Origin of the sequence: Sphingomonas glaciei (genome assembly GCF_023380025.1) — a bacterium.
Classification (GTDB): domain Bacteria; phylum Pseudomonadota; class Alphaproteobacteria; order Sphingomonadales; family Sphingomonadaceae; genus Sphingomicrobium; species Sphingomicrobium glaciei.
In genome coordinates this window covers 1,234,627-1,253,813 of sequence record NZ_CP097253.1, presented here as the reverse complement: position 1 = coordinate 1,253,813, position 19,187 = coordinate 1,234,627, and the positions used below count along the sequence as shown (strand labels likewise).

Annotated in this window: 23 protein-coding genes and 1 tRNA gene; 14 read left to right on the top strand and 10 right to left on the bottom strand. The window is 65.5% G+C overall.

Annotation, left to right across the window (positions count from 1 at the left end):
- The first annotated feature begins 8 nt into the window (after window positions 1-8).
- The 6 genes from M1K48_RS06140 (at window position 9) to cysQ (ending at window position 6,809) form a co-directional block, all read left to right on the top strand.
- On the top strand, window positions 9-1,607 hold the full coding sequence (locus M1K48_RS06140) for a carboxyl transferase domain-containing protein (RefSeq protein WP_249504961.1): 1,599 nt from the start codon (window positions 9-11) through the stop codon (window positions 1,605-1,607).
- Between the two features lie 42 nt (window positions 1,608-1,649).
- A complete protein-coding gene (locus tag M1K48_RS06135) occupies window positions 1,650-2,204 on the top strand; it encodes a hypothetical protein (protein WP_249504960.1) in 555 nt (184 codons plus the stop codon).
- 28 nt (window positions 2,205-2,232) lie between these two features.
- A complete protein-coding gene (gene bioB, locus M1K48_RS06130) occupies window positions 2,233-3,231 on the top strand; it encodes a biotin synthase BioB (protein WP_406697255.1) in 999 nt (332 codons plus the stop codon).
- A 40-nt stretch (window positions 3,232-3,271) separates the two neighbouring features.
- Window positions 3,272-5,128: an acetyl/propionyl/methylcrotonyl-CoA carboxylase subunit alpha gene (locus M1K48_RS06125; RefSeq protein WP_249504959.1), complete on the top strand. Its 1,857-nt coding sequence runs from the start codon at window positions 3,272-3,274 to the stop codon at window positions 5,126-5,128.
- A gap of 105 nt (window positions 5,129-5,233) precedes the next feature.
- Window positions 5,234-6,013, top strand: a complete 780-nt coding sequence (locus M1K48_RS06120; RefSeq protein ID WP_249505201.1) for an SDR family oxidoreductase — start codon at window positions 5,234-5,236, stop codon at window positions 6,011-6,013.
- Between the two features lies 1 nt (window position 6,014).
- Complete coding sequence (gene cysQ, locus M1K48_RS06115) at window positions 6,015-6,809, top strand: 3'(2'),5'-bisphosphate nucleotidase CysQ (RefSeq protein WP_249504958.1); 795 nt, start codon at window positions 6,015-6,017, stop codon at window positions 6,807-6,809.
- On the opposite strand, the gene M1K48_RS06110 is transcribed toward cysQ, so the two are convergent.
- A complete protein-coding gene (locus M1K48_RS06110; RefSeq protein WP_249504957.1) occupies window positions 6,806-7,072 on the bottom strand; it encodes a hypothetical protein in 267 nt (88 codons plus the stop codon). The two genes, cysQ and M1K48_RS06110, sit on opposite strands and share 4 nt — an antisense overlap.
- Before the next feature lie 161 nt (window positions 7,073-7,233).
- Between M1K48_RS06110 and M1K48_RS06105 the strand changes: the two genes are divergently transcribed.
- The gene (locus tag M1K48_RS06105; protein ID WP_249504956.1) at window positions 7,234-8,157 is read left to right on the top strand and encodes a helix-turn-helix domain-containing protein; all 924 of its coding nucleotides are present in this window, start codon (window positions 7,234-7,236) and stop codon (window positions 8,155-8,157) included.
- A 62-nt stretch (window positions 8,158-8,219) separates the two neighbouring features.
- On the opposite strand, the gene M1K48_RS06100 is transcribed toward M1K48_RS06105, so the two are convergent.
- Window positions 8,220-8,295, bottom strand: a tRNA-Val gene (locus M1K48_RS06100).
- Window positions 8,296-8,479: 184 nt separating this feature from the next.
- On the bottom strand, window positions 8,480-9,046 hold the full coding sequence (locus M1K48_RS06095) for a helix-turn-helix domain-containing protein (RefSeq protein ID WP_249504955.1): 567 nt from the start codon (window positions 9,044-9,046) through the stop codon (window positions 8,480-8,482).
- Window positions 9,047-9,146: 100 nt separating this feature from the next.
- Between M1K48_RS06095 and M1K48_RS06090 the strand changes: the two genes are divergently transcribed.
- A complete protein-coding gene (locus M1K48_RS06090) occupies window positions 9,147-9,620 on the top strand; it encodes a DUF6456 domain-containing protein (protein ID WP_249504954.1) in 474 nt (157 codons plus the stop codon).
- 68 nt (window positions 9,621-9,688) lie between these two features.
- On the opposite strand, the gene M1K48_RS06085 is transcribed toward M1K48_RS06090, so the two are convergent.
- From M1K48_RS06085 to rpsF, 4 genes are all read right to left on the bottom strand, one after another.
- Window positions 9,689-10,243, bottom strand: coding sequence for a hypothetical protein (locus tag M1K48_RS06085; RefSeq protein ID WP_249504953.1), 555 nt, complete (start codon window positions 10,241-10,243; stop codon window positions 9,689-9,691).
- Between the two features lie 158 nt (window positions 10,244-10,401).
- Window positions 10,402-11,001 carry a 50S ribosomal protein L9 gene (gene rplI, locus M1K48_RS06080; RefSeq protein WP_249504952.1) on the bottom strand — a complete coding sequence of 200 codons (600 nt, stop codon included), beginning with the start codon at window positions 10,999-11,001 and terminating at the stop codon, window positions 10,402-10,404.
- A gap of 12 nt (window positions 11,002-11,013) precedes the next feature.
- The gene (rpsR, locus tag M1K48_RS06075; protein WP_168070454.1) at window positions 11,014-11,238 is read right to left on the bottom strand and encodes a 30S ribosomal protein S18; all 225 of its coding nucleotides are present in this window, start codon (window positions 11,236-11,238) and stop codon (window positions 11,014-11,016) included.
- 3 nt (window positions 11,239-11,241) lie between these two features.
- The gene (gene rpsF / locus M1K48_RS06070) at window positions 11,242-11,682 is read right to left on the bottom strand and encodes a 30S ribosomal protein S6 (RefSeq protein ID WP_249504951.1); all 441 of its coding nucleotides are present in this window, start codon (window positions 11,680-11,682) and stop codon (window positions 11,242-11,244) included.
- Window positions 11,683-11,960: 278 nt separating this feature from the next.
- Between rpsF and M1K48_RS06065 the strand changes: the two genes are divergently transcribed.
- The 6 genes from M1K48_RS06065 to M1K48_RS06035 all read left to right on the top strand — a co-directional run bounded on the left by M1K48_RS06065 (window position 11,961) and on the right by M1K48_RS06035 (window position 17,396).
- Window positions 11,961-13,070 (top strand): phage portal protein, encoded by a 1,110-nt coding sequence (locus M1K48_RS06065; RefSeq protein ID WP_249504949.1) that lies wholly within the window; start codon window positions 11,961-11,963, stop codon window positions 13,068-13,070.
- Window positions 13,067-13,387 (top strand): DUF6127 family protein, encoded by a 321-nt coding sequence (locus tag M1K48_RS06060; RefSeq protein ID WP_249504948.1) that lies wholly within the window; start codon window positions 13,067-13,069, stop codon window positions 13,385-13,387. Before M1K48_RS06065 ends, M1K48_RS06060 begins: the two co-directional genes overlap by 4 nt.
- A gap of 3 nt (window positions 13,388-13,390) precedes the next feature.
- Window positions 13,391-13,813 (top strand): HK97 family phage prohead protease, encoded by a 423-nt coding sequence (locus M1K48_RS06055; RefSeq protein WP_249504947.1) that lies wholly within the window; start codon window positions 13,391-13,393, stop codon window positions 13,811-13,813.
- Between the two features lie 103 nt (window positions 13,814-13,916).
- Window positions 13,917-15,332 carry a phage major capsid protein gene (locus M1K48_RS06050; protein ID WP_319941206.1) on the top strand — a complete coding sequence of 472 codons (1,416 nt, stop codon included), beginning with the start codon at window positions 13,917-13,919 and terminating at the stop codon, window positions 15,330-15,332.
- Between the two features lie 6 nt (window positions 15,333-15,338).
- Entirely contained in the window at window positions 15,339-16,301 is a 963-nt protein-coding gene (locus M1K48_RS06040) for an outer membrane protein (protein WP_249504945.1), read from the top strand.
- A gap of 78 nt (window positions 16,302-16,379) precedes the next feature.
- Window positions 16,380-17,396: an alanine racemase gene (locus M1K48_RS06035; protein ID WP_249504944.1), complete on the top strand. Its 1,017-nt coding sequence runs from the start codon at window positions 16,380-16,382 to the stop codon at window positions 17,394-17,396.
- Here M1K48_RS06035 and nth read toward each other — a convergent pair.
- From nth to M1K48_RS06020, 3 genes are read right to left on the bottom strand one after another with little or no spacing between them, the layout of a single operon-like run.
- On the bottom strand, window positions 17,356-18,033 hold the full coding sequence (gene nth / locus M1K48_RS06030) for an endonuclease III (RefSeq protein ID WP_249504943.1): 678 nt from the start codon (window positions 18,031-18,033) through the stop codon (window positions 17,356-17,358). The genes M1K48_RS06035 and nth overlap by 41 nt on opposite strands.
- The gene (dapB, locus tag M1K48_RS06025) at window positions 18,030-18,740 is read right to left on the bottom strand and encodes a 4-hydroxy-tetrahydrodipicolinate reductase (RefSeq protein ID WP_249504942.1); all 711 of its coding nucleotides are present in this window, start codon (window positions 18,738-18,740) and stop codon (window positions 18,030-18,032) included. The genes nth and dapB overlap by 4 nt, the downstream gene beginning before the upstream one ends.
- Before the next feature lie 41 nt (window positions 18,741-18,781).
- A complete protein-coding gene (locus M1K48_RS06020) occupies window positions 18,782-19,165 on the bottom strand; it encodes an acyl-CoA thioesterase (RefSeq protein ID WP_249504941.1) in 384 nt (127 codons plus the stop codon).
- Window positions 19,166-19,187 lie beyond the last annotated feature (22 nt).

The following is a 19,187-nucleotide window of genomic DNA, read 5'->3' as shown; positions in this document are numbered from 1 at the left end:
CCAAACGCATGAGCGCGCCGCGCCTCGAGACCAGGGTTCAGCCCGACAGCGCCGATTTCCAGGCCCGCGCCGCGCACAATCGCGCGCTGGCGGACAGGCTTCGCGCCGACGTCGCCAAGGCCGCGCTCGGCGGCAACGAGAAGAGCCGCGAACGCCACGTCGCGCGCGGCAAATTGCTCCCCCGCGAGCGGGTCGAACGCCTGCTCGATCCCGGTTCGCCGTTCCTCGAGATCGGCCAGCTCGCGGCCTGCGACATGTACGAGGGCGAGGTGCCCGGCGCCGCGATCATCTGCGGCATCGGACGGGTGTCCGGGCGGCAGGTGATGATCGTCTGCAACGACGCCACGGTGAAGGGCGGCACTTATTACCCGCTGACCGTCAAGAAGCACCTGCGCGCGCAGGAGATCGCCGAGGCCAACCGGCTGCCGTGCATCTATCTGGTCGACAGCGGCGGCGCCAACCTGCCGCACCAGGCCGAGGTGTTCCCCGACCGCGACCATTTCGGCCGGATCTTCTTCAACCAGGCCAATATGAGCGCGCTCGGCATCCCGCAGATCGCCTGCGTCATGGGATCGTGCACCGCCGGCGGCGCCTACGTCCCCGCGATGAGCGACGAGAGCATCATCGTGCGCGAACAGGGCACCATCTTCCTTGCCGGCCCGCCGCTGGTGAAGGCCGCGACCGGCGAGGAGATCAGCGCCGAGGAGCTGGGCGGCGGCGACCTCCACGCGCGCAGGTCCGGCGTGGTCGACCACCTTGCCGACGACGACGAGCATGCGCTGTCGATCGTCCGCGACATCGTCAGCACCCTGCCGCCGCAATATGCCGAGCTGGAAGGCGTCGAGCCGCGCGACCCCGCCCACGACCCGCAGGAGCTGTACGGTATCGTCCCCGAGGACGTCCGGGCGCCCTACGACGTGCACGAGGTCATCGCCCGGATCGTCGATGCGTCCGAATTTCACGAGTTCAAGCCGCTCTACGGCTCGACCCTGGTTACCGGTTTCGCCCACATCCACGGCCAGCCGGTCGCGATCCTCGCCAACAACGGCGTCCTGTTCAGCGAGAGCGCGGTCAAGGGCGCGCACTTCATCGAGCTCGCCTGCCAGCGCCGCGTGCCTTTGCTGTTCCTGCAGAACATCTCGGGCTTCATGGTCGGCGGCAAATATGAGGCGGAGGGTATCGCCAAGCATGGTGCCAAGCTCGTCACCGCCGTCGCCACCGCGCAGGTGCCCAAGCTGACGGTTCTGATCGGCGGTAGCTTTGGCGCCGGCAACTACGGCATGTGCGGCCGCGCTTACTCGCCCCGTTTCCTGTTCAGCTGGCCCAACAGCCGGATCAGCGTGATGGGCGGCGAGCAGGCGGCAAGTGTGCTCGCCACCGTCCACCGCGACGCCGACAAGTGGACGGCGGAGGAGGCCGAAGCCTTCAAGCAGCCCGTCCGCGACGATTACGAAGCGCAGGGCAACCCGTGGCACGCCACCGCGCGGCTGTGGGACGACGGCATCATCGATCCCGCGCAGACCCGCGACGTGCTTGGCTTGGCGCTTGCCGCCTGCCTTAACGCACCGATGCCGGAGCGCCCGCGGTTCGGCGTCTTCCGGATGTAGGCCTCGGCCACATCCGTTCTCCATAGCCTGTAAGGAATTTTCGTGGCGTCATCGCGTACCGGGCTGCAGGCTATCCTGCTCATCGCCCTCATCGGCTTCGTGGTGGTCGTCGTCTTGAACCTCATCCACGAGGCGGGGCATGCCTTCGCCGGCAAGGCGATGGGCTATGATGTCATCGTGCGCACCAATCATGCCACCATCGCGTCGGGCCGGTTCGACTCGGTCGCCGACGGCCTGACCATGGCGGCCGCCGGACCGCTGGTAACCATTGCTATTGCGTTAGTCGCCTTCCTCTATGCGCGGCGCGGCTCGATCTTGGCTGCGGGGATCGTCCTCGCCGCCTTGGCGTCACGCCTCATCGCGGCAGCCGCCAGTCTCAACTATCCCAACGACGAAGCGCGTATTTCGATCGCGCTTGGACTTGGCAAATGGACCCTGTTCGGGGCCGTGATCCTGCTCCTCGCGCTGCTCACCGCGTTTGCCTTGCGCGAGAAGCGTCTCGGCTGGCGCTGGTACCTCGGCGCCTACATCGGGGCGTCGCTCGGCACCGCGCTGGTGGTGCTAGGCGAGCCCTGGCTGCCCGTCGTTCGCTTCTGATCCCATAACACTTCTGGAGATTTCCACCTTGTCCTCGACTGTCCGCCAAGACTGGACCCGCGCAGAAATTGCGGGGCTATTCGACCTGACCTTCACCGAATTGCTGTTCCGCGCCGCTGAAACCCACCGCGCGCATCACGCTGCGGGCGAGGTGCAGCTTTGCACCCTGCTGTCGATCAAGACCGGCGGCTGCCCCGAAGATTGCGGCTATTGCTCGCAGTCGGCGTTCGCAGAGAGCGGGCTCAAGGCCGAGAAGCTGATGGACGTCGACGCAGTCCTTGCTTCCGCCGCTGACGCCAAGGCGGCTGGTTCGCAGCGCTTCTGCATGGGCGCGGCGTGGCGCAGCCCCAAGGACCGCGACATGGCCGCGGTCTGCCGCATGGTCGAGGGCGTGAAGGCGATGGGCCTCGAAACCTGCATGACGCTGGGCATGCTCAGCGGCGAGCAGGCGCGGCAACTCAAGGCCGCCGGTCTCGACTATTACAACCACAACATCGACACCTCGCCCGAACATTATGGCGAGATCATCTCCACCCGCACCTTCGCCGAGCGGCTCGACACGCTGGAGGAAGTCCGCGCGGCCGGGATAAGCGTCTGCTGCGGCGGGATCGTCGGGATGGGCGAAAGCCGTGAGGACCGTGTCGGCTTCCTCCACGCCCTCGCCACCTTGCCGCGCCATCCCGAGAGCGTGCCGGTCAATGCGCTGGTGCCGGTCAAGGGAACGGTGCTTGGCGACATGTACGCGGGCGAGCGACTGATCGACGATATCGAGTTCGTCCGCACCGTCGCGGTCGCGCGCCTCACCATGCCGCGCTCGATGGTCCGCCTGTCGGCCGGGCGCGAAAGCATGAGCGAGGCGACCCAGGCGCTGTGCTTTCTCGCCGGGGCCAATAGCATCTTCACCGGCGACAAGCTGCTGACCACCGCCAATGCCGGCGACAGCAAGGACGCCGCGCTGTTCGCCAAGCTTGGGCTGACGCCGATGCAGGCCGCGGAGCCGATGCGCGTGGCAGAAGCGGCCGAGTAAGCCCTGTTACCCGGCCACCGGCTTGGCTATGCGATTGGGCATGATCACCTCGCTCCTCATCGCCAACCGCGGCGAGATCGCCTGCCGCGTCATCCGAACTGCGCAGAAGCTCGGGATTCGGACGGTGGCGGTCTATTCCGATGCCGACGCGCAGGCGCTGCATGTTCGCATGGCGGACGAGGCAGTCCACATCGGTCCCTCGCCGGCACGCGAAAGCTATCTGGTCGGCGAGCGGATCATTGCCGCCGCGAAGGAGAGCGGCGCCGTGGCGATCCACCCCGGCTACGGCTTCCTGTCCGAAAATGCCGACTTCGCGCAGGCGGTGCTCGACGCCGGGCTGGTGTGGGTCGGGCCCAAGCCCGCCAGCATTCGCGCGATGGGTCTCAAGGACGCCGCCAAGAAACTGATGGCCGAGGCCGGCGTGCCGGTGACGCCGGGCTATATGGGCGACGACCAGGCGCCTGAACGCCTCAAGGCCGAGGCTGATGCGATCGGTTATCCGGTGCTGATCAAGGCGGTCGCCGGCGGCGGCGGCAAGGGGATGCGCAAGGTCGATGCGCCTGCCGAATTCGCCGACGCGCTCGATAGCTGCCGGCGCGAGGCGGCCTCGTCCTTCGGCAACGACGTCGTGCTGCTCGAGAAATGGATCGAAAGCCCGCGCCATATCGAGGTGCAGGTGTTCGGCGACAGCCATGGCAATGCCGTCCACCTGTTCGAACGCGACTGCTCGCTTCAACGCCGTCACCAGAAAGTGATCGAGGAAGCCCCGGCGCCGGGGATGGACGCGGCGACTCGCGAAGCGGTGTGCGGCGCGGCCGTACGCGCGGCCCAGGCGGTGAATTACGAGGGCGCCGGGACGATCGAGTTCATCGCTGACGGCAGCGAGGGCCTGCGCGCCGACCGCATCTGGTTCATGGAGATGAACACCCGCCTGCAGGTCGAGCATCCGGTGACCGAGGAGATCACCGGCCAGGATCTGGTCGAATGGCAGCTTCGTGTCGCCAGCGGCGAACCCTTGCCAAAGCGCCAGGACGAGCTGTCGATCTCGGGCCATGCGATCGAGGCCCGGCTTTATGCCGAGGATCCTTCGACCGGATTCCTGCCCAGCACCGGGCGGCTCGACCATTTTGATCTCGGCGAGGAAGGCCGGATCGAGACCGGGGTGGAGGAGGGCGACGCCATCTCTCCCTTCTACGACCCGATGATCGCCAAGCTGGTCGCCCACGGCGACGACCGCGAGGAGGCGATCGACGCGCTGGCGAGCATGCTCGACGGGGTCGAGGTCTGGCCGGTGCGGACCAACGCCGGTTTCCTTTGCAACTGCCTGCTCGACGAGGCTTTCGAGGATGCCGAGCTCGACACGGGCTTCATCGCCCGCCGCCTCGACACGCTGGTGCCGGACAACGAGCCCGATGATGCTCTGTGGCGCGCCGCAGCGGTGGTTGCGCTCGCCGCCGAGGATCAGCCGACGCTGGCGGGGTTCCGGCTCAATGCGCCGTCGGCGCCTTCCGCGGTGTTGAGCTTCGGTGCCGACCGCCGCCGCATCCTGCTCGACGATGCCGAGGAATATGCCCCCGCGTCGGGCTTTGCCGACGACGAACGGGTCGTGCTGTTCGAAGGGGGACAGGTTTATGCCTTCGACCGCCGCGCCCGGGGTAGCCATGCCGGCGGCGTTGGCAGTGGCAGCCTGCTCGCGCCGATGCCGGGCAAGGTCACCAGCGTCGACGTCGCCGCCGGTGAGCGAGTCGAGAAGGGCCAGCGTCTGCTGACGCTCGAGGCGATGAAGATGGAGCATGCCCTGCTCGCACCGTTCGACGGCGTAGTGGCGGAACTCAATGTCGAGGCGGGAGCGCAGGTGCAGGTCGAGGCCGTGCTGGCGCGCGTCGAGGCCGAATAATCCTGTCCTACCGCCCGGCGTTTGGGTAGACGCGCTGCAGTTATGCAGGCGTCCGAAGCTGAACAAGTGGACGCTATCGGTTTCTTCTCGGGAGAGCGCTCGATCATGAACATCAACGGCATTGCGGCAGTGGTTACCGGCGGCGCGTCCGGCCTTGGTGAAGCGACTGCGCGGGCGCTTGCCGCCAAGGGCGCCAAGGTCGCCATTTTCGACCGTAATCAGGAGCAGGGCGAAAAGGTCGCGGCCGAGATCGGCGGCATCTTCTGCGAAGTGGACGTCACCAACGACGACACTGTCGCCGCCGGCTTCGAAAAGGCCCGCGCCGCGCACGGTCAGGAGCGAGTGTTGGTCAACTGCGCCGGTGTCGCCAATGCGGTGAAGACCGTCGGCCGCGACCGCGAGACCAAGGCGGTAAAGAAATATCCGATCCACCAGTTCGAGCTGGTGATCGGGATCAACCTCGTCGGGACCTTCCGCTGCATCGCGCATTCGGCGGCGGGCATGGTCGATGCCGAGCCGGGTGAGGACGGCGAGAAGGGCGTGATCATCAACACCGCCTCGGTCGCCGCCGAGGATGGTCAGATCGGCCAGGCCGCCTATTCTGCGTCCAAGGGCGGCGTGCTCGCCATGACCCTGCCGATCGCCCGCGACCTGATGAACGAGGGCGTCCGCGTCAACACCATCCTGCCCGGCGTGTTCAAGACTCCGATGGTGGCGATGATGCCGCCGCAGGTGCAGGACGCGCTGGGCGCCCAGGTGCCGTTCCCCAAGCGGCTCGGCCGGCCGGAGGAATATGCCAATCTCGCGGTGTTCATGATCGAGAGCAGCTACATGAATGCCGAGCATGTCCGGCTCGACGGCGGCATCCGGATGGCGCCCAAGTAAGGTGGATCTGGCCGCACTGCTGGAGCCGCTCGGGCTTGCCTGCCGCGAGGCTGGGGAGGCGATCCGGGCGGTCCGGCGGCGCGGCTTCGACGTTGCGCACAAGGGCGATCTTTCGCCGGTGACCGAGGCCGATCACGCCGCCGAGGCGATCATCCTGGCGGCACTTGCGCGACATGCCCCGGGTATCCCGGTGGTGGCGGAGGAAGAAGCGGCGGCGGGGCGCATTCCCGATCTCGCCGACGCCTTCTTCCTGGTCGACCCACTCGACGGCACCCGCGAATATGTCCGCGGCGGTGACGATTATACCGTCAATATCGGGCTGGTGGTGGGGGGCTCGCCGGTGCTGGGCCTGGTCCTGGCTCCCGAACAGGGGCGGTTGTGGGCGGGCATCGTCGGCGGCGATGCCTGGGTCGAGGAAGCGGGCGGAACGCGCGAGCCGCTCAGGGTACGTGTCCCTGGCGAGCGGCTGACCGTGGTTGCCTCCAAGTCGCACATGAACCAGGCGACCCGTGACTTCCTGGCGGCCGAGGTCCCCGAGGCCGAACTGGTGTCGGTCGGATCGAGCCTCAAATTCTGCCTGCTGGCGGAGAGTGCAGCCGACTATTATCCGCGCCTGTCGCCGACGTCCGAGTGGGATACGGCGGCCGGCCACGCAGTGCTGCTTGCTGCGGGTGGCCGCGTCGATGCGCCGGATGGTTCGCCGCTCGGCTACGGCAAGCCCAGTTTCCTCAATCCCGGCTTTGCTGCTTCTTCCGGATGGCGAGGCCCTTTGCTCGCGCCTTACATGCCGGACTAGAAGGTCGCGTTGCGAAACGGGTGCGGCGGCTGTTCCCAAAGCGGATCGTTATGAGCGCGCCTCACATCCGGATTGCTGAAGGCGAGATCATCCAATTCGGCACCGATCGCTTTGAGGCGGCAGAGCAGCCCGCGCGCCTCGCTGCCGACGATCATGTCGCTCGCCAATTCTTCGGCAAGGCGTGACGACTGGCGAAGACCATGGCGCAGGTTGATCAGGACCGTGCCTCTGTACCACGTGCCATCATTGTCATTTCTGGTCATGTCGCCGTCGCCTTAGCTGCCGTTTTTTCTCCCAGACACCTTTTCTGATTGCTGCCCGATGATGGTCATCTCCGAAGCGGAGAAAGATTTCGCTGACATGGCGCCGATTTGCAGTGTAGTCTGCTCGGGCTCGGTTACATTGGCTCCCACAGGATGGTGTCATGACCGTTGCCACGTCTCCTTTCATTTACGACAATGCAGAACCCATCCGCGCGCCCATCATGGTCGTTGGGGACACGCCCGCCGCGCGCCAGCGTGCCCGCACCACTGCCGAGCTGAGCGGCCTTCGGACCCTGTCGGAGCTCAGCCCGGCCGAAGCGGTCGAAGCACTCGAGGAACGGGCTACGCTGTCCGCCTTGTGGATCGAGCTCGACGACGAGCCGACGCTTCCCGTTCGCCGCCTGCTCGACCGAGCCGGTCGGGAGGCCGCGCGCAAGAGTTTCGGCGTCGTCGTCGCGACCCGGCTGGAGCAGGTGGATGAAGTGCTGGCGCAGCTTGCCGATGCGAACGTCGATCTGCTGGTCAACGCCGACGACATGGAACGGCTCGCCACCCTCTCGCTGGCGATCCAGCCGCAGCACATCGGTGCCGCGCGCGACGTCGCCTCCGACGCCAGCGCGGCCCGCCTGCGGCAGTTGAGCGAGGAAGTGAGCCGTATCGCCTCGACCCTGGCGCGGTTGAGTACGGCATCGGCCGGCCCGCCGCTGTCCCCCGCGACGATGGCGCCGCCGCGTTCGGACGTGCCCAACGTCTCGGCCGAAGCGCTCCGGGCTATGATCCGCGCGCGGCGGCTCCGCTCCACCTTCCTCCCAGCCGACCTGTTCGCGGACCCGGCGTGGGACATGCTGCTGGACCTGTTGCAGGCCGAGATCGTGCAGCACCGAGTCCCCGTGTCGAGCCTATGCATCGCTGCGGCCGTGCCGGCGACCACGGCGCTACGCTGGATCAAGTCGATGACCGATCGGGGCCTGCTGGTGCGCCGGGACGATCCACATGATGGCCGGCGTGTCTTCATCGAGATGGCCCCGGCGACCAGCGCCGGACTACGTCGCTATTTCCATGAAGTCGGGATGGCGGCGGTTTAGGGCGCGAGGGCGCTGCTGACGCAGACCCTGGCAATGGATAGAGCGCCCAGGAAAGCGAAGAATGGTGGGCGCTGACGGGTTCGAACCGCCGACCTACTCGGTGTAAACGAGCCGCTCTACCAGCTGAGCTAAGCGCCCCACGCCAGGGGAACGGCGCCTTTTCCAGTCTTTTGATGGCTGGTCAACCGCATCGGCTATTTGAGGAGAACTGAGGGGCGGCTGGGTCAGGGGCTGAGGGCGAGGGGCTTCAGGCACTCTCCCTGCGCCTATTCACTATTCTGGCGCGACGACCCTGAGACGGTGCATGCCGTAGAAGATGACTTCAGCCGACCTTTCGAACCAGTCTGGCTGGCAACGCGAGGAAGGCCGGATCATTGACCACCACCTGCCGGGCACCGCTGCCGAGCGGCAGGAGGTGGAGCTTGCCTTCCTCGCGGGCGAGCAGGCGGCCGAACTGGAAGCGGCCGCTGGGCCTTGGCACCAGGACGTCGCGGTTGAGGGCGCGTCCGAACTGCTCCGGGTTCAGGCGATCACACCACAATTCGTCGCCGGTGCGATAATCGGCGATGCTGGCGGTGACGAGGATCGCCACCTGCGCAGGTTCGGGGCGCGGGGGAAGGACAACCTGGGCCTTGCGTGGGGCGACCGCACTGTCGCCGTTGAGCAGGGCGATGACTTCCAGCTTCTCGGCAGCAGGATGATCGACAAGGTCGGTGGGCGAAACGCCCAAGGCATCCGCGATACGGTTGAGCCAACCGATCGAGACGGTACGCATGCCGGTTTCCAGCCGCCCGATGGTCTGTGGCGTCGTTGCGGGCGAGCAGGCCCGCGCCACGTCATCGAGCGTCATGCGCTTGGCTTTGCGAACTTCGCGGATGCGCGTGATCATGAACTTCCCCCTGCGAACCTTTTAGGTGTTTTCTTCTGTCCTACATTCGCTGCGATCTGGCAAGTGGGCATCGACTCGGAAGCGGAAGGGGAGTTCTCGGATGGCCAAGCGCCTGTTAGTCGAACAAGCGGTCAAGGACGGCGGCAAGGTCACCCGTGGGGTTCGCCGATCGGTCACCGTCAATCAGGTGGAGTCACCGCTTGGATGGCTTCATCGTCACGGTCACCTCGATCGCCGGCAATTCGACGCGGGGGAACAGCTCCGGGCCGATTGGGAGCGCGCCAACCTGTCGCCTTGCATGACGATGCGCTGGGATCCGGCATCGGCATCGGCAAGTCGACAGGGTCGCTGCCAGAAGCTGGAGCGAACCGAATTGCAGGCGATCGCAAAGGCAAGGTTCGACGATGCCCTGCAGGCCGCCGGGACCGGCATGTCCGATATCCTGTGGCGGATCGTGTGCGCGGGGGAGGGGATGAGGGACGCCGAAACGGCGCTCGGCTGGCCGGCGCGAGCGGGCAAGCTGGTGCTCAAGATGGCACTCGACCGGGTCGCGGATTATTATCGCATTCGTTAGGTGTTCTCGCCAAAGGGGTGACGATGCAAAGTTCTGGGGAGCGCACGCGGGTGCGCTCCCCAGAACTCCTAGAAGCTGCTGCCCTCGATGTCGGTTTCGCGACCTTGCGAACGTTCGGTTTCGATATCGGTCCTGTCGCTGTCGCCGCTCGAACCCATCAGGTCCTCGTTCAAGGCACCCTGACCCTGGTCGGCGAAGCTTTGGGCGTCGGCGTCCTGGCTGATGGCCTCACCCTTGTCGTCCAGGCTGCCTGCGATACCCGAGCGGCCGGTGCTTCCGCCAAGACCGGCGTCCGGCTGGTCGGGATTGTCGGCGCTGCCTTCGATACCGCTGCGACCCGTCCCGGTGCTGCTACCCATGTCGTCGTCCGACCCTGTGAATAGCCTGGTCTCACGACCTTGCTCGCCGCCGCCCGACTGACCCATGTCGCTTTCCTGATCGAGCGTGGTGCTCTGGCTCGGCGCGCTCGAGGCGGTATCGCCGCTGTTGCCGTAGGAGGCCTGGCCGGTCGACATACCGCCGTCTTGGCTTCCGCGTTGCTCAGTTTGTGTCTGCTGCTGGGACCGGTCCTGGGGGCTCTTCTGGCCATTGCCTTGACCGGGAGTGCGTTCGTCACCGTTCATCTGATGTCTCCTCCGAGTGCCCGTGCTCTTGGGAAAGAGAATAGCCAGCGACGAAGAGCGTTCCGTGGCTGTGCGGCAGACGGAAGTCGTTGCGACAAAAGGAAAGGGCCGCCCGGTGATACCGGACGGCCCCAATCCCGTAGAAGCAGTGGTGGAGATCAGGCTTCGGGGGCCTGCTCCGCCTCCGCTTCGCCTTCCTCGGCAATCGTGCCAGGCTCGGCGTTAGGGTCGTAGGCCTCGGTGAAGCCGGCGTTATCACGCTCGAACATCTGCGCCATGACATCGACGCCCTGCGCCTGTAGCTCGGCCTCTTCGGGCGAGCGGGCCACGTTCACCTTGACGGTGACTGCAACCTCGGCGTGGAGGACGACGCGCACTTCGTGCATGCCGATCGACTTGATCGGACGATCAAGGACGACCTGGCTCTTGGCGACCTTGGCACCGTCGGCCTCAAGGGCGTCGACGATGTCACGGGCGCTGACCGAACCATAGAGCTGGCCGGTATTGGACGCCTGGCGGATGAGCTGAACGGTCTTGCCGTCGACGCCCTTGGCCGAATCCTGAGCAACCGAGCGGCGCTCGGCATTGTCGGACTCGATCTTGGCGCGGTTCGATTCGAACAGCTTGCGGTTGGCTTCGTTGGCACGAAGCGCCTTCTTGCGGGGAAGAAGGAAGTTGCGGGCGAAACCGTTCTTGACGGTGACGACATCGCCAATGGCGCCGAGCTTCTCGACGCGCTCAAGCAGGATGACTTGCATCGATCAGGCTCCTTACTTGACCACGTAGGGGAGCAGGCCGATGTGGCGGGCGCGCTTGATCGCCTTGGCCAGCTCGCGCTGCTTCTTGGTGCTCACCGCGGTGATGCGGCTCGGGACGATCTTGCCACGCTCGGACACGAAGCCCTGGAGCAGACGGACGTCCTTGTAGTCGATCTGGGGGGCATCCTTGCCCGAGAAGGGGCACGACTTGCGGCGGCGGAAAAATGCACGGGCCATCGGTTACGCTCCCATCTCTTCGCGCGGGGCACGGTCAGGACGATCGCCCCGGTCCATGCGGGGGCCACGGTCGCCACGGTCGCCACGATCGCCGCGGTCGCCACGTTCGCTGCGGTCACGCTCCTGGCGGCGCATCATTGCCGACGGACCCTTTTCGTGGGCGTCGACGCGCACGGTCATGTAGCGGATCACGTCCTCGTTGATGCCGGTCTGGCGCTCGAGCTCGGCGATGGCAGCGGCCGGCGCGTCGATGTCGAGCATCACGTAATGAGCCTTGCGGTTCTTGGCGATCCGGTAGGCGAGGCCGCGAAGACCCCAGGTCTCGGCCTTGACGATGTTTCCACCGTGTTCGTTGATGATGTTGGTTGCCGTCTCGGCAAGAGCGTCGACCTGGGCTTGAGCCAGATCCTGCCTTGCGAGAAAGACATGCTCGTAAAGCGGCATGCAAATCTCTCATGTTGACCGATCGCTGACGATCGCCCCATGCGAACGCCCCTCCGGCTGTCTTCGGTATTCCTGATGTCCGCCACGCAAACAGGTCTGCGGGAACGGACGCGGGCCTTTGGCACAAGTGGGCTTCGCTTGCAAGTGTCGTGCCCGGGCGTGAGCAAGGTGCGAACCCATACGGCACAAAACACTTGACATCGTCACGCTGTTCTGGCACATAAGTGAACACTGGGACGAATCGCAAGGCGGTTGGTCCGATCATCAAAGGATCTGAAATGCGGTGGTTCGGACGCAAGTCGGCGGACGTCCCGCCGCTGTTCCTGTCATATCCGGCATCAAGCGAACGCAGCCTTTTCCCCAGCGGCTATCAGGCGCAGTTGAAGGAAGTGTTCCTTGGCAATCCGGTCGGTCAACGGGCGGTCAGGATGATCGCCGGAGCGGTCGGCGCCCTCAAAGTGTACGCGATCGAAGGCGACGAGACAGCGGCTTCGCTGATCGGGCGGTCGAGCCTGCTCGAGCAGACGGCGGCCTCACTGCTGCTGCACGGCAATGCCTATCTCCAGCTGGTGGAGGCGCTTGGTGCGCCGGCGGAGCTGTTCCTGCTTCAGCCGGATCGGGTCACCATCGATACCGACGAGCGTGGCTGGCCGCATGCCTACGTCTATAAGGCAGGGCGCAAGCCGGTCAGGATCAATCGCCACGACGCGCTGGAGCGGGTCCAGCTCATCCACATCAAGTCGCTCAACCCGGTGCAGGATCAGCACGGGCTGGGTTGTCTGGAGGCAGCAAGCGCGGCGGCGTCGATCCACAATCGGGCGAGCCGCTGGAACAAGGCCTTGCTCGACAATGCGGCGCGGCCTTCGGGTGCGCTGACCTATGATCCGCCGGACGGCGCGCCGCTGAGCGGGCCGCAGTTCGAGCGGCTGCGCGAGGAGATTGAGAAGCAGTTCAGCGGGAGCCTGAATGCAGGCCGCCCGATGCTGCTCGAAGGCGGATTGCGCTGGCAATCGCTGGGCCTGAGCCCGACTGACATGGATTTCGTCGCGGTCAAGGAAGCCGCCGCTCGAGACATCGCGCTGGCCTTCGGAGTGCCGCCGGTGCTGCTCGGGCTGCCGGGGGATACGGCCTACAGCAACATGCGTGAGGCGGGGAGAGCCCTGTATCGGCAGACTGTTTTGCCGCTTGCCGAGCGCATACTGGGCGAAGTGTCGGAGGCGCTGCGTGACTGGGTCGGGCCGGTCAAGCTGGCGGTCGACACCGATGCGATCAGCGAGCTTGCAGAGGATCGCGAGCGACTGTGGCAGATGGTCGCCCAGGCCGACTTCATCTCCGCCGAAGAAAAGCGCGAGATGCTCGGCTTCGAGCGCGGGGGGCGGCAAGGTTGATCCGGCGCGATTCCGACGAACTGCTGGCCCAGCTGATTGCCAGCGCGGAAGGTCAGCCGGTCAATTTCGTCATCCTGCAGGCGATGGTCGAAGAGGCCAGCAACGCGGGGGCGTGCCGGGCGCTCACCTCCCTTGGGCTGGAGGACAAGACGGCGCGGCGCGACATGGACGAGCTGCGCGAACTGCTGGGCGCCTGGCGCGACGTCAAGAAATCGGCCTGGCAAACGGTTGCCAGGTGGTTGGTCCGGATTTGCCTGGCCGGCCTGATGGTGGTGATCGCCTACCAGTCCAGCCTTCGCGACCTGCTGAGGAACTGAGCAATGCGCATCGAGCGAGCTCGCAAGGGGCTGCGCTTCGCCGGCTATGCGTCGGTGTTCGACCGCGTCGACCGGGGCGGCGACATCGTGCGCGCCGGCGCCTTTCGGCAGTCGCTGAAGCGGAACGGCACCGTGCCGCTGTTGTGGCAGCACCAGGCAGGGCGGCGAGTCGGCCAGATCGAACATCTGGCCGAGGATGCGCGGGGACTGCAGGTCATCGGGCGGCTGAACGATGACGAATTTGGGCGACTGCTGGCCCGCGAGATCGAACATGGGCGGTTATCGGGACTGAGCTTCGGTTACCGGGTGAGGTCGGCGGAGCAGCGTGCCTCGGCCCGCGAGATCCGCGACCTAGAACTTCTGGAAGTCAGTCTGGTGCGGCGGCCAATGCAGCCGCTCGCCTGCGTCCACAAGGTTGCTTCGTAACCACTCTGGTTGCGGAGCCACGTTTCCACACTGGAGAACATGCATGGAATTTAAGGCTGATTCGCTTGCAGAGTCGTTCACGGCTCTGCAGGGGCAGGAAGGCGTGAGCGGGCTTCGGGCTGAGATCGACGATCTCAAAGCGAAGCTTCGCAGCAATCTCGTCGAGGCGGGTCGTCCGCACCTCGGCACCGAGCAGAAGAGCGCGGTGCAGGAAGGCTTCGGCGATTTCCTCCGGACCGGCGATAGCGGGTTCGAAGGCAAGTCGGTCGACAATGCGAGCGTCGGCGCGGGCGGCCACGCCATTCCCCGCGAGATCGACGAGGTCATCGACCGGACCCTGGTAGCGATCTCCCCGATCCGCCGTATCGCCAATGTGGTGAAGATCGGTAGCTCGAATTATCGCAAGCTGATCTCCTCTGGCGGAACGCCGGCGGGCTGGGTCGGCTTCGAGGCGCTTCGGCCCGAAACTGCTACGCCGACCTTTACCGAGATCGTCCCGGCCTCGGGGGAGCTCTACGCCAACCCGGCGGCGTCGCAACACATGCTCGACGATGCGATGTTCGACGTCGAAGCCTGGCTTGCCAATGAAATCGCGACCGAGTTTGCCCGCGCCGAGGGGTCGGCCTTCGTCAAGGGGACGGGCGCCAACCAGCCGCTCGGATTTTTGTCCTCGCCGACCGCGACCACTGCGGACGGCGTTCGTCCGATCGGGACGCTGCAGACAATCGGCACCGGCGTGTCGGCAGCCTTTCCGGCGACCAATCCGCAGGACAAGCTGGTCGATCTGGTCCAGTCGCTGCGCCAGCCTTACCGCCAGGGTGCCGTGTTCGTGATGAACTCGGCCACTGCGGCGCTGGTCCGAAAGATGAAGACCACGGACGGCGCCTTCATCTGGCAGAGCGGCATGGTAGCGGGTCAGCCTTCGACCCTGCTCGGCTATCCGGTCATCGAGGCCGAGGACATGCCCGACGTGGCCGCGAACAGCCTGTCGATCGCCTTTGGCAACTTCAAGGCCGGCTACATCATCACCGAGCGAGCCGAGACCAGCATCCTTCGCGATCCCTATTCTAAGAAGCCTTATGTCTACTTTTACGCGACGATCCTCCTGGATGCACTTGTTCATGCCTGCTGCGCAGGCCCTCCCATCAACTCCGCACCACAGACGCCAGAGCAAGGCCTCTCATACCTCGTGGGCAGCGCACCGGGTGGCGTGTGGACCGGTCGCCCAAATGCAATCGCTTGCTGGTCGGAAAGCGGGTGGAGGTTCATAGCTCCCTTCGACGGGTTGCAACTGGTCGATCGAGCCAATGGCCGTACATGGCGGTATCTGGCCGGTCAGTGGTCGACAGGGATCATCAACGGCAGCGAGGTTCAGATCGACGGGTTACGTGTGCTAAGGAATCAGCAGCCTCCAATCGCAAACATTTCAGGAGGAAATGTCGTCGACAGTGAGGCGCGAAGTGCGCTGGCTCAGGTGCTGACGGCCTTGCGCAACCATGGTCTGATCGCATCAGCGTAGTGCGGCTTGAAAGCCACACGCCTCTCTTTTCGAGGCGGCGGTAAAACAATGATAGGAACATCGGCGACCGCCTTCCTATTATGGACCCCAACTTGTCCAAGAGGGGGACGTATGCCGTTTAAATCTGCTCTGCTCGCCGCTACTTTATTGGCGCTTGCTCCATCTGCGGCCTATGCGCGCGATGGGTTGCCGTATGTCGGTTTCGAAGGGGGCGCGGTAAAGCCGGAGAAGCTCAAGCTCGACTATCAGCTGCGTGCTCTGGAGGTTCCGAACGGAATCGCCATCGAGCACAAGACCGGCTTCGATCTCGACTTCATCGCCGGCTATGATCTTGGTCTGGTACGCGCCGAAGCGGAGCTCGGCTGGAAGCGGGCCGTGCCCACGGGCGTGTCAGTCGCTCCAGCGATCCAGTTCAACAACACTGGCCCGCTGACCATCGATGGCAGGACCAACGTCCGGTCGGCGATGGCGAACCTCCTGCTCGACTTTGGCAGCGATGACGCCTTGCAGGTCTATGCAGGCGGCGGTGTTGGGCTTGCCCGCGTGGCGCTGAACAACGTCATCTCAGGGCCGGGTGTGCCCGCGGGTCGTGGTGTCAGCGGCAGCGACCGGTCGTTCGCCTGGCAATTGATCGCCGGCATGCGCGTTCCGGTAAGCTACAACGTCGATCTCGGCCTCAAGTATCGGTATTTCCGTTCTAAGGTCGATCTGCAGGACGCGGCCAATCTGTCAGCGGTCGAAAGCCTCGAAGGCCGGTTCCGCTCGCATTCGATCTTGGCGAGCCTGATTTTCAATCTGGGTCGCGAGCCCGTCGCGCCGCTGCCGCCGGTCGTGGAGCCGGCACCTGCGCCGCCGCCACCGCCGGCCACCCAGACCTGCCCGGATGGCACGGTGATCCTCGCAACCGATACATGCCCGGCACCGCCTCCGCCTCCGCCTCGACCGCCTGTCGAGCCGGTTCGCGGCTGAACTCATGATGACCCGGTCTCGGCGATCGTCGAGGCCGGGTCACTCGACCTGAGAAGCAGCGGACGCTAAGGCTCGCCGATGCATTCTCCCCTCGCTTTGCGGCTTTGCAAGAGTGCGCTGGCGGCCAACTATCATCATCTTTGTACCCGTTCCGGCACAGTTGCCGGGGCTGCCATAAAGGCTGACGCCTATGGCCTTGGCGTACAAGCAGTCGCGCGACTGCTATTAGCGGAAGGTTGTCGCGACTTCTTCGTGTCGACTTGGCGCGAAGCGGCCGAACTCGGCTTCCTCGAGCCGGGCTTGCTGTCGGTGCTGCATGGTCTCGGGCCGGACGACGAGCCTCGCAGTGGCGTCCGGCCGGTTCTGGTCAGCCCGGCGCAGGTAGCGAGGTGGAAGGCCAGTTCCTGGGCCTCCGAGCCGTGCGACGTCATGGTCGATACCGGCATGAACCGGCTCGGGCTTGGATTTGCGGAACTTGATTGCCTCGACGGCCTCACGATCCACACGCTGCACAGCCATCTCGCCTGCGCAGACGAAACGCATCCTCTCAACCAGATCCAACTCAACCGGTTTTGCGAGATTCGGACCGCGGTGAGCGCTGGCAGATACAGCTTGGCGAACAGTGCCGGCATCTACCTAGGTCGGGACTATGCCTTCGACCTCGTCCGTCCTGGCCTGGCCCTCTACGGCGGCATCCCTTGTCCTGCCGCATCCGAGATAGAGCAGGTCTGCACACCGCGTGCTCAGATCATTCAGTTGCGGCGGGTCGAGGCCGGCAGTGGTGTTGGCTACAATGCCACATTCACCGCTCCGCGCGACATGACGGTGGCTATCATCAACATCGGCTACGCGGACGGCTACCGACGCGCATTTTCTTCACTTGGTTATGCAGTATTCGACGCCGCCGACTTGCCCGTCATTGGCCGCGTTTCGATGGATCTCGTCACTCTCGATGCCAGCGCCGCTCCCGGGCTTCGCGAGGGCGACTGGGTCGATCTGGAGTTCGACCTTCAGCAGGCTGCTCTGCAAACCGGAATCTCGCAATACGAGCTTCTCACGGGGCTGGGGCGGCGCTTCCAGCGGACCTGGATTTAGGCGGCACCAGCCTTTTGTCACGGTAGCGGCAGAGCTCGACGATCGGGCATCGCCAGCATTCGGGCGCCCGGGCCTTGCAGATGTAGCGCCCGTGCAGGATCAACCAATGATGGGCGTGCAGCAGGTATTCGGCAGGAGTGACCTTCGCGAGCTTGCGCTCGACGTCGAGCGGGGTTTTGCCGGGCGCCAGTCCGGTACGGTTGGCGACCCGGAAGACATGGGTATCGACCGCGATCGTCGGCATCCCGAAGGCGATGTTGAGCACGACATTGGCGGTCTTGCGGCCCACCCCGGCCAGCTGCTCCAGCGCGTCCCGGTCGGCGGGCACCTCTCCGCCATGCCGCTCGATCAGCTGGGTCGCCATCATCACCAGGTTCTTCGCCTTGGTGTTGAATAGGCCGATCGTCGTGATGTGCTCACGGATGCCCTGGTCGCCCAAAGCAAGCATCGTCTCCGGCGTGTCGGCTACCTTGAACAGCTGCCGCGTCGCGATGTTGACGCTGACATCGGTGGCCTGCGCCGAGAGCGCCACCGCCACCAGCAACGTGTAGGGGCTCGTCCACTCCAGCTCGCCCTTCGGCTCGGGGTTGAGCTCGGCGAGGCGCAGGTAGAGTTCGGCCGCCTGCGCTTTCTTCATAGCGCCCCGACAACGTCGCGCATGGTGTAGAGGCCGGGCGCCCGACCGGCCAGGAAGCGGGCTCCCGCCAGTGCGCCGCGAGCGAAGATCATCCGGCTCTCGGCCCGGTGGGAAAAGACCACCCGCTCGTCCGTCCCAGCGAAGATCACGTCGTGGTCGCCGACCACGGTCCCTCCGCGCAAGGCGGCGAAGCCGATCGCGCCTTCCTCCCGCTCCAGTTGCCGCCCGCTGCGGGCGTCCTCCCGCCGCATCGGCGTGCCGCGTCCGCGCGCCGCCGCTTCACCGAGGGTCAGCGCCGTCCCGGAGGGTGCATCCCGCTTGCGGCGGTGGTGCATCTCCAGCACCTCCACGTCCCAGCCGTTCCCCAGAACCCGGGCCGCGCGCTCGACCAGTTCCTCCAGCAGGGCCACCCCGAGCGACGTATTCGAGGCACGCAGCACGGCGACCGATCGGCTCGCCTCGGCAATGCGCCGATCAGCCAGATCGTCCAGCCCGGTCGTCCCGATCAGAATGGGTATCACCGCCCGGGTCGCGCGATCGAGCGAGGCGGCGAGCGCTTCAGGCGCCGAGAAATCGACGATCACGTCACCGTGGTCGGGATCGATCGCGAAGCTCGGATCATCCGCTACCGCCTCGGCGATCGCCTTCCCCATCCTTCCCTCGGGAGCGATGAGCGTCAGGCGAAGCGGCTGGGAGGTCGGGCGCATCGGCGCACCTTGGCGGCGCGTCCGGGCCGAAGCAACCGGACTCAAGCCGGGACGAAGCGGCTCACGATGTCCTTGGCCAGGCGAGCCGGCCGCATCGACGTCGCATCGAGGCAGCACCAGGTGCTCTTCACTTCCGCCAAGACGTCCTCGCCGCGGCGGATGACCGTCGTGAACAGCGCCTTGGCGCCCTGCACCCGCTCGGCGATCACATCGGCCACGACCACGTCGTTGAGGAAGGTCGGACGCCTGAACTCGATCTCGTGCTTCAGCGCCACCCACAGGTGCCGGGTCACCGCGTCGGCCGGGGCGACCCCCTCCCAATAGCGAACCACCGCTTCCTGAACCCACTTCAGGTAGACGCTGTTGTTCACATGACCCATGTGGTCGATGTCGGAAGGATCGATGCCGATCTCGTGGCGGTACATGGCGTGATTATCCTATGATCAG

Coding starts and splice junctions, on each gene's coding strand:
- M1K48_RS06140 (WP_249504961.1), top strand. CDS start 9: ATGAGCGCGCCGCGCCTCGAGACCAGGGTTCAGCCCGACAGCGCCGAT.
- M1K48_RS06125 (WP_249504959.1), top strand. CDS start 3,272: ATGATCACCTCGCTCCTCATCGCCAACCGCGGCGAGATCGCCTGCCGC.
- M1K48_RS06120 (WP_249505201.1), top strand. CDS start 5,234: ATGAACATCAACGGCATTGCGGCAGTGGTTACCGGCGGCGCGTCCGGC.
- M1K48_RS06110 (WP_249504957.1), bottom strand. CDS start 7,072: ATGACCAGAAATGACAATGATGGCACGTGGTACAGAGGCACGGTCCTG.
- M1K48_RS06105 (WP_249504956.1), top strand. CDS start 7,234: ATGACCGTTGCCACGTCTCCTTTCATTTACGACAATGCAGAACCCATC.
- M1K48_RS06095 (WP_249504955.1), bottom strand. CDS start 9,046: ATGATCACGCGCATCCGCGAAGTTCGCAAAGCCAAGCGCATGACGCTC.
- M1K48_RS06090 (WP_249504954.1), top strand. CDS start 9,147: ATGGCCAAGCGCCTGTTAGTCGAACAAGCGGTCAAGGACGGCGGCAAG.
- M1K48_RS06085 (WP_249504953.1), bottom strand. CDS start 10,243: ATGAACGGTGACGAACGCACTCCCGGTCAAGGCAATGGCCAGAAGAGC.
- rplI (WP_249504952.1), bottom strand. CDS start 11,001: ATGCAAGTCATCCTGCTTGAGCGCGTCGAGAAGCTCGGCGCCATTGGC.
- rpsR (WP_168070454.1), bottom strand. CDS start 11,238: ATGGCCCGTGCATTTTTCCGCCGCCGCAAGTCGTGCCCCTTCTCGGGC.
- rpsF (WP_249504951.1), bottom strand. CDS start 11,682: ATGCCGCTTTACGAGCATGTCTTTCTCGCAAGGCAGGATCTGGCTCAA.
- M1K48_RS06065 (WP_249504949.1), top strand. CDS start 11,961: ATGCGGTGGTTCGGACGCAAGTCGGCGGACGTCCCGCCGCTGTTCCTG.
- M1K48_RS06055 (WP_249504947.1), top strand. CDS start 13,391: ATGCGCATCGAGCGAGCTCGCAAGGGGCTGCGCTTCGCCGGCTATGCG.
- M1K48_RS06035 (WP_249504944.1), top strand. CDS start 16,380: ATGCATTCTCCCCTCGCTTTGCGGCTTTGCAAGAGTGCGCTGGCGGCC.
- nth (WP_249504943.1), bottom strand. CDS start 18,033: ATGAAGAAAGCGCAGGCGGCCGAACTCTACCTGCGCCTCGCCGAGCTC.
- dapB (WP_249504942.1), bottom strand. CDS start 18,740: ATGCGCCCGACCTCCCAGCCGCTTCGCCTGACGCTCATCGCTCCCGAG.
- M1K48_RS06020 (WP_249504941.1), bottom strand. CDS start 19,165: ATGTACCGCCACGAGATCGGCATCGATCCTTCCGACATCGACCACATG.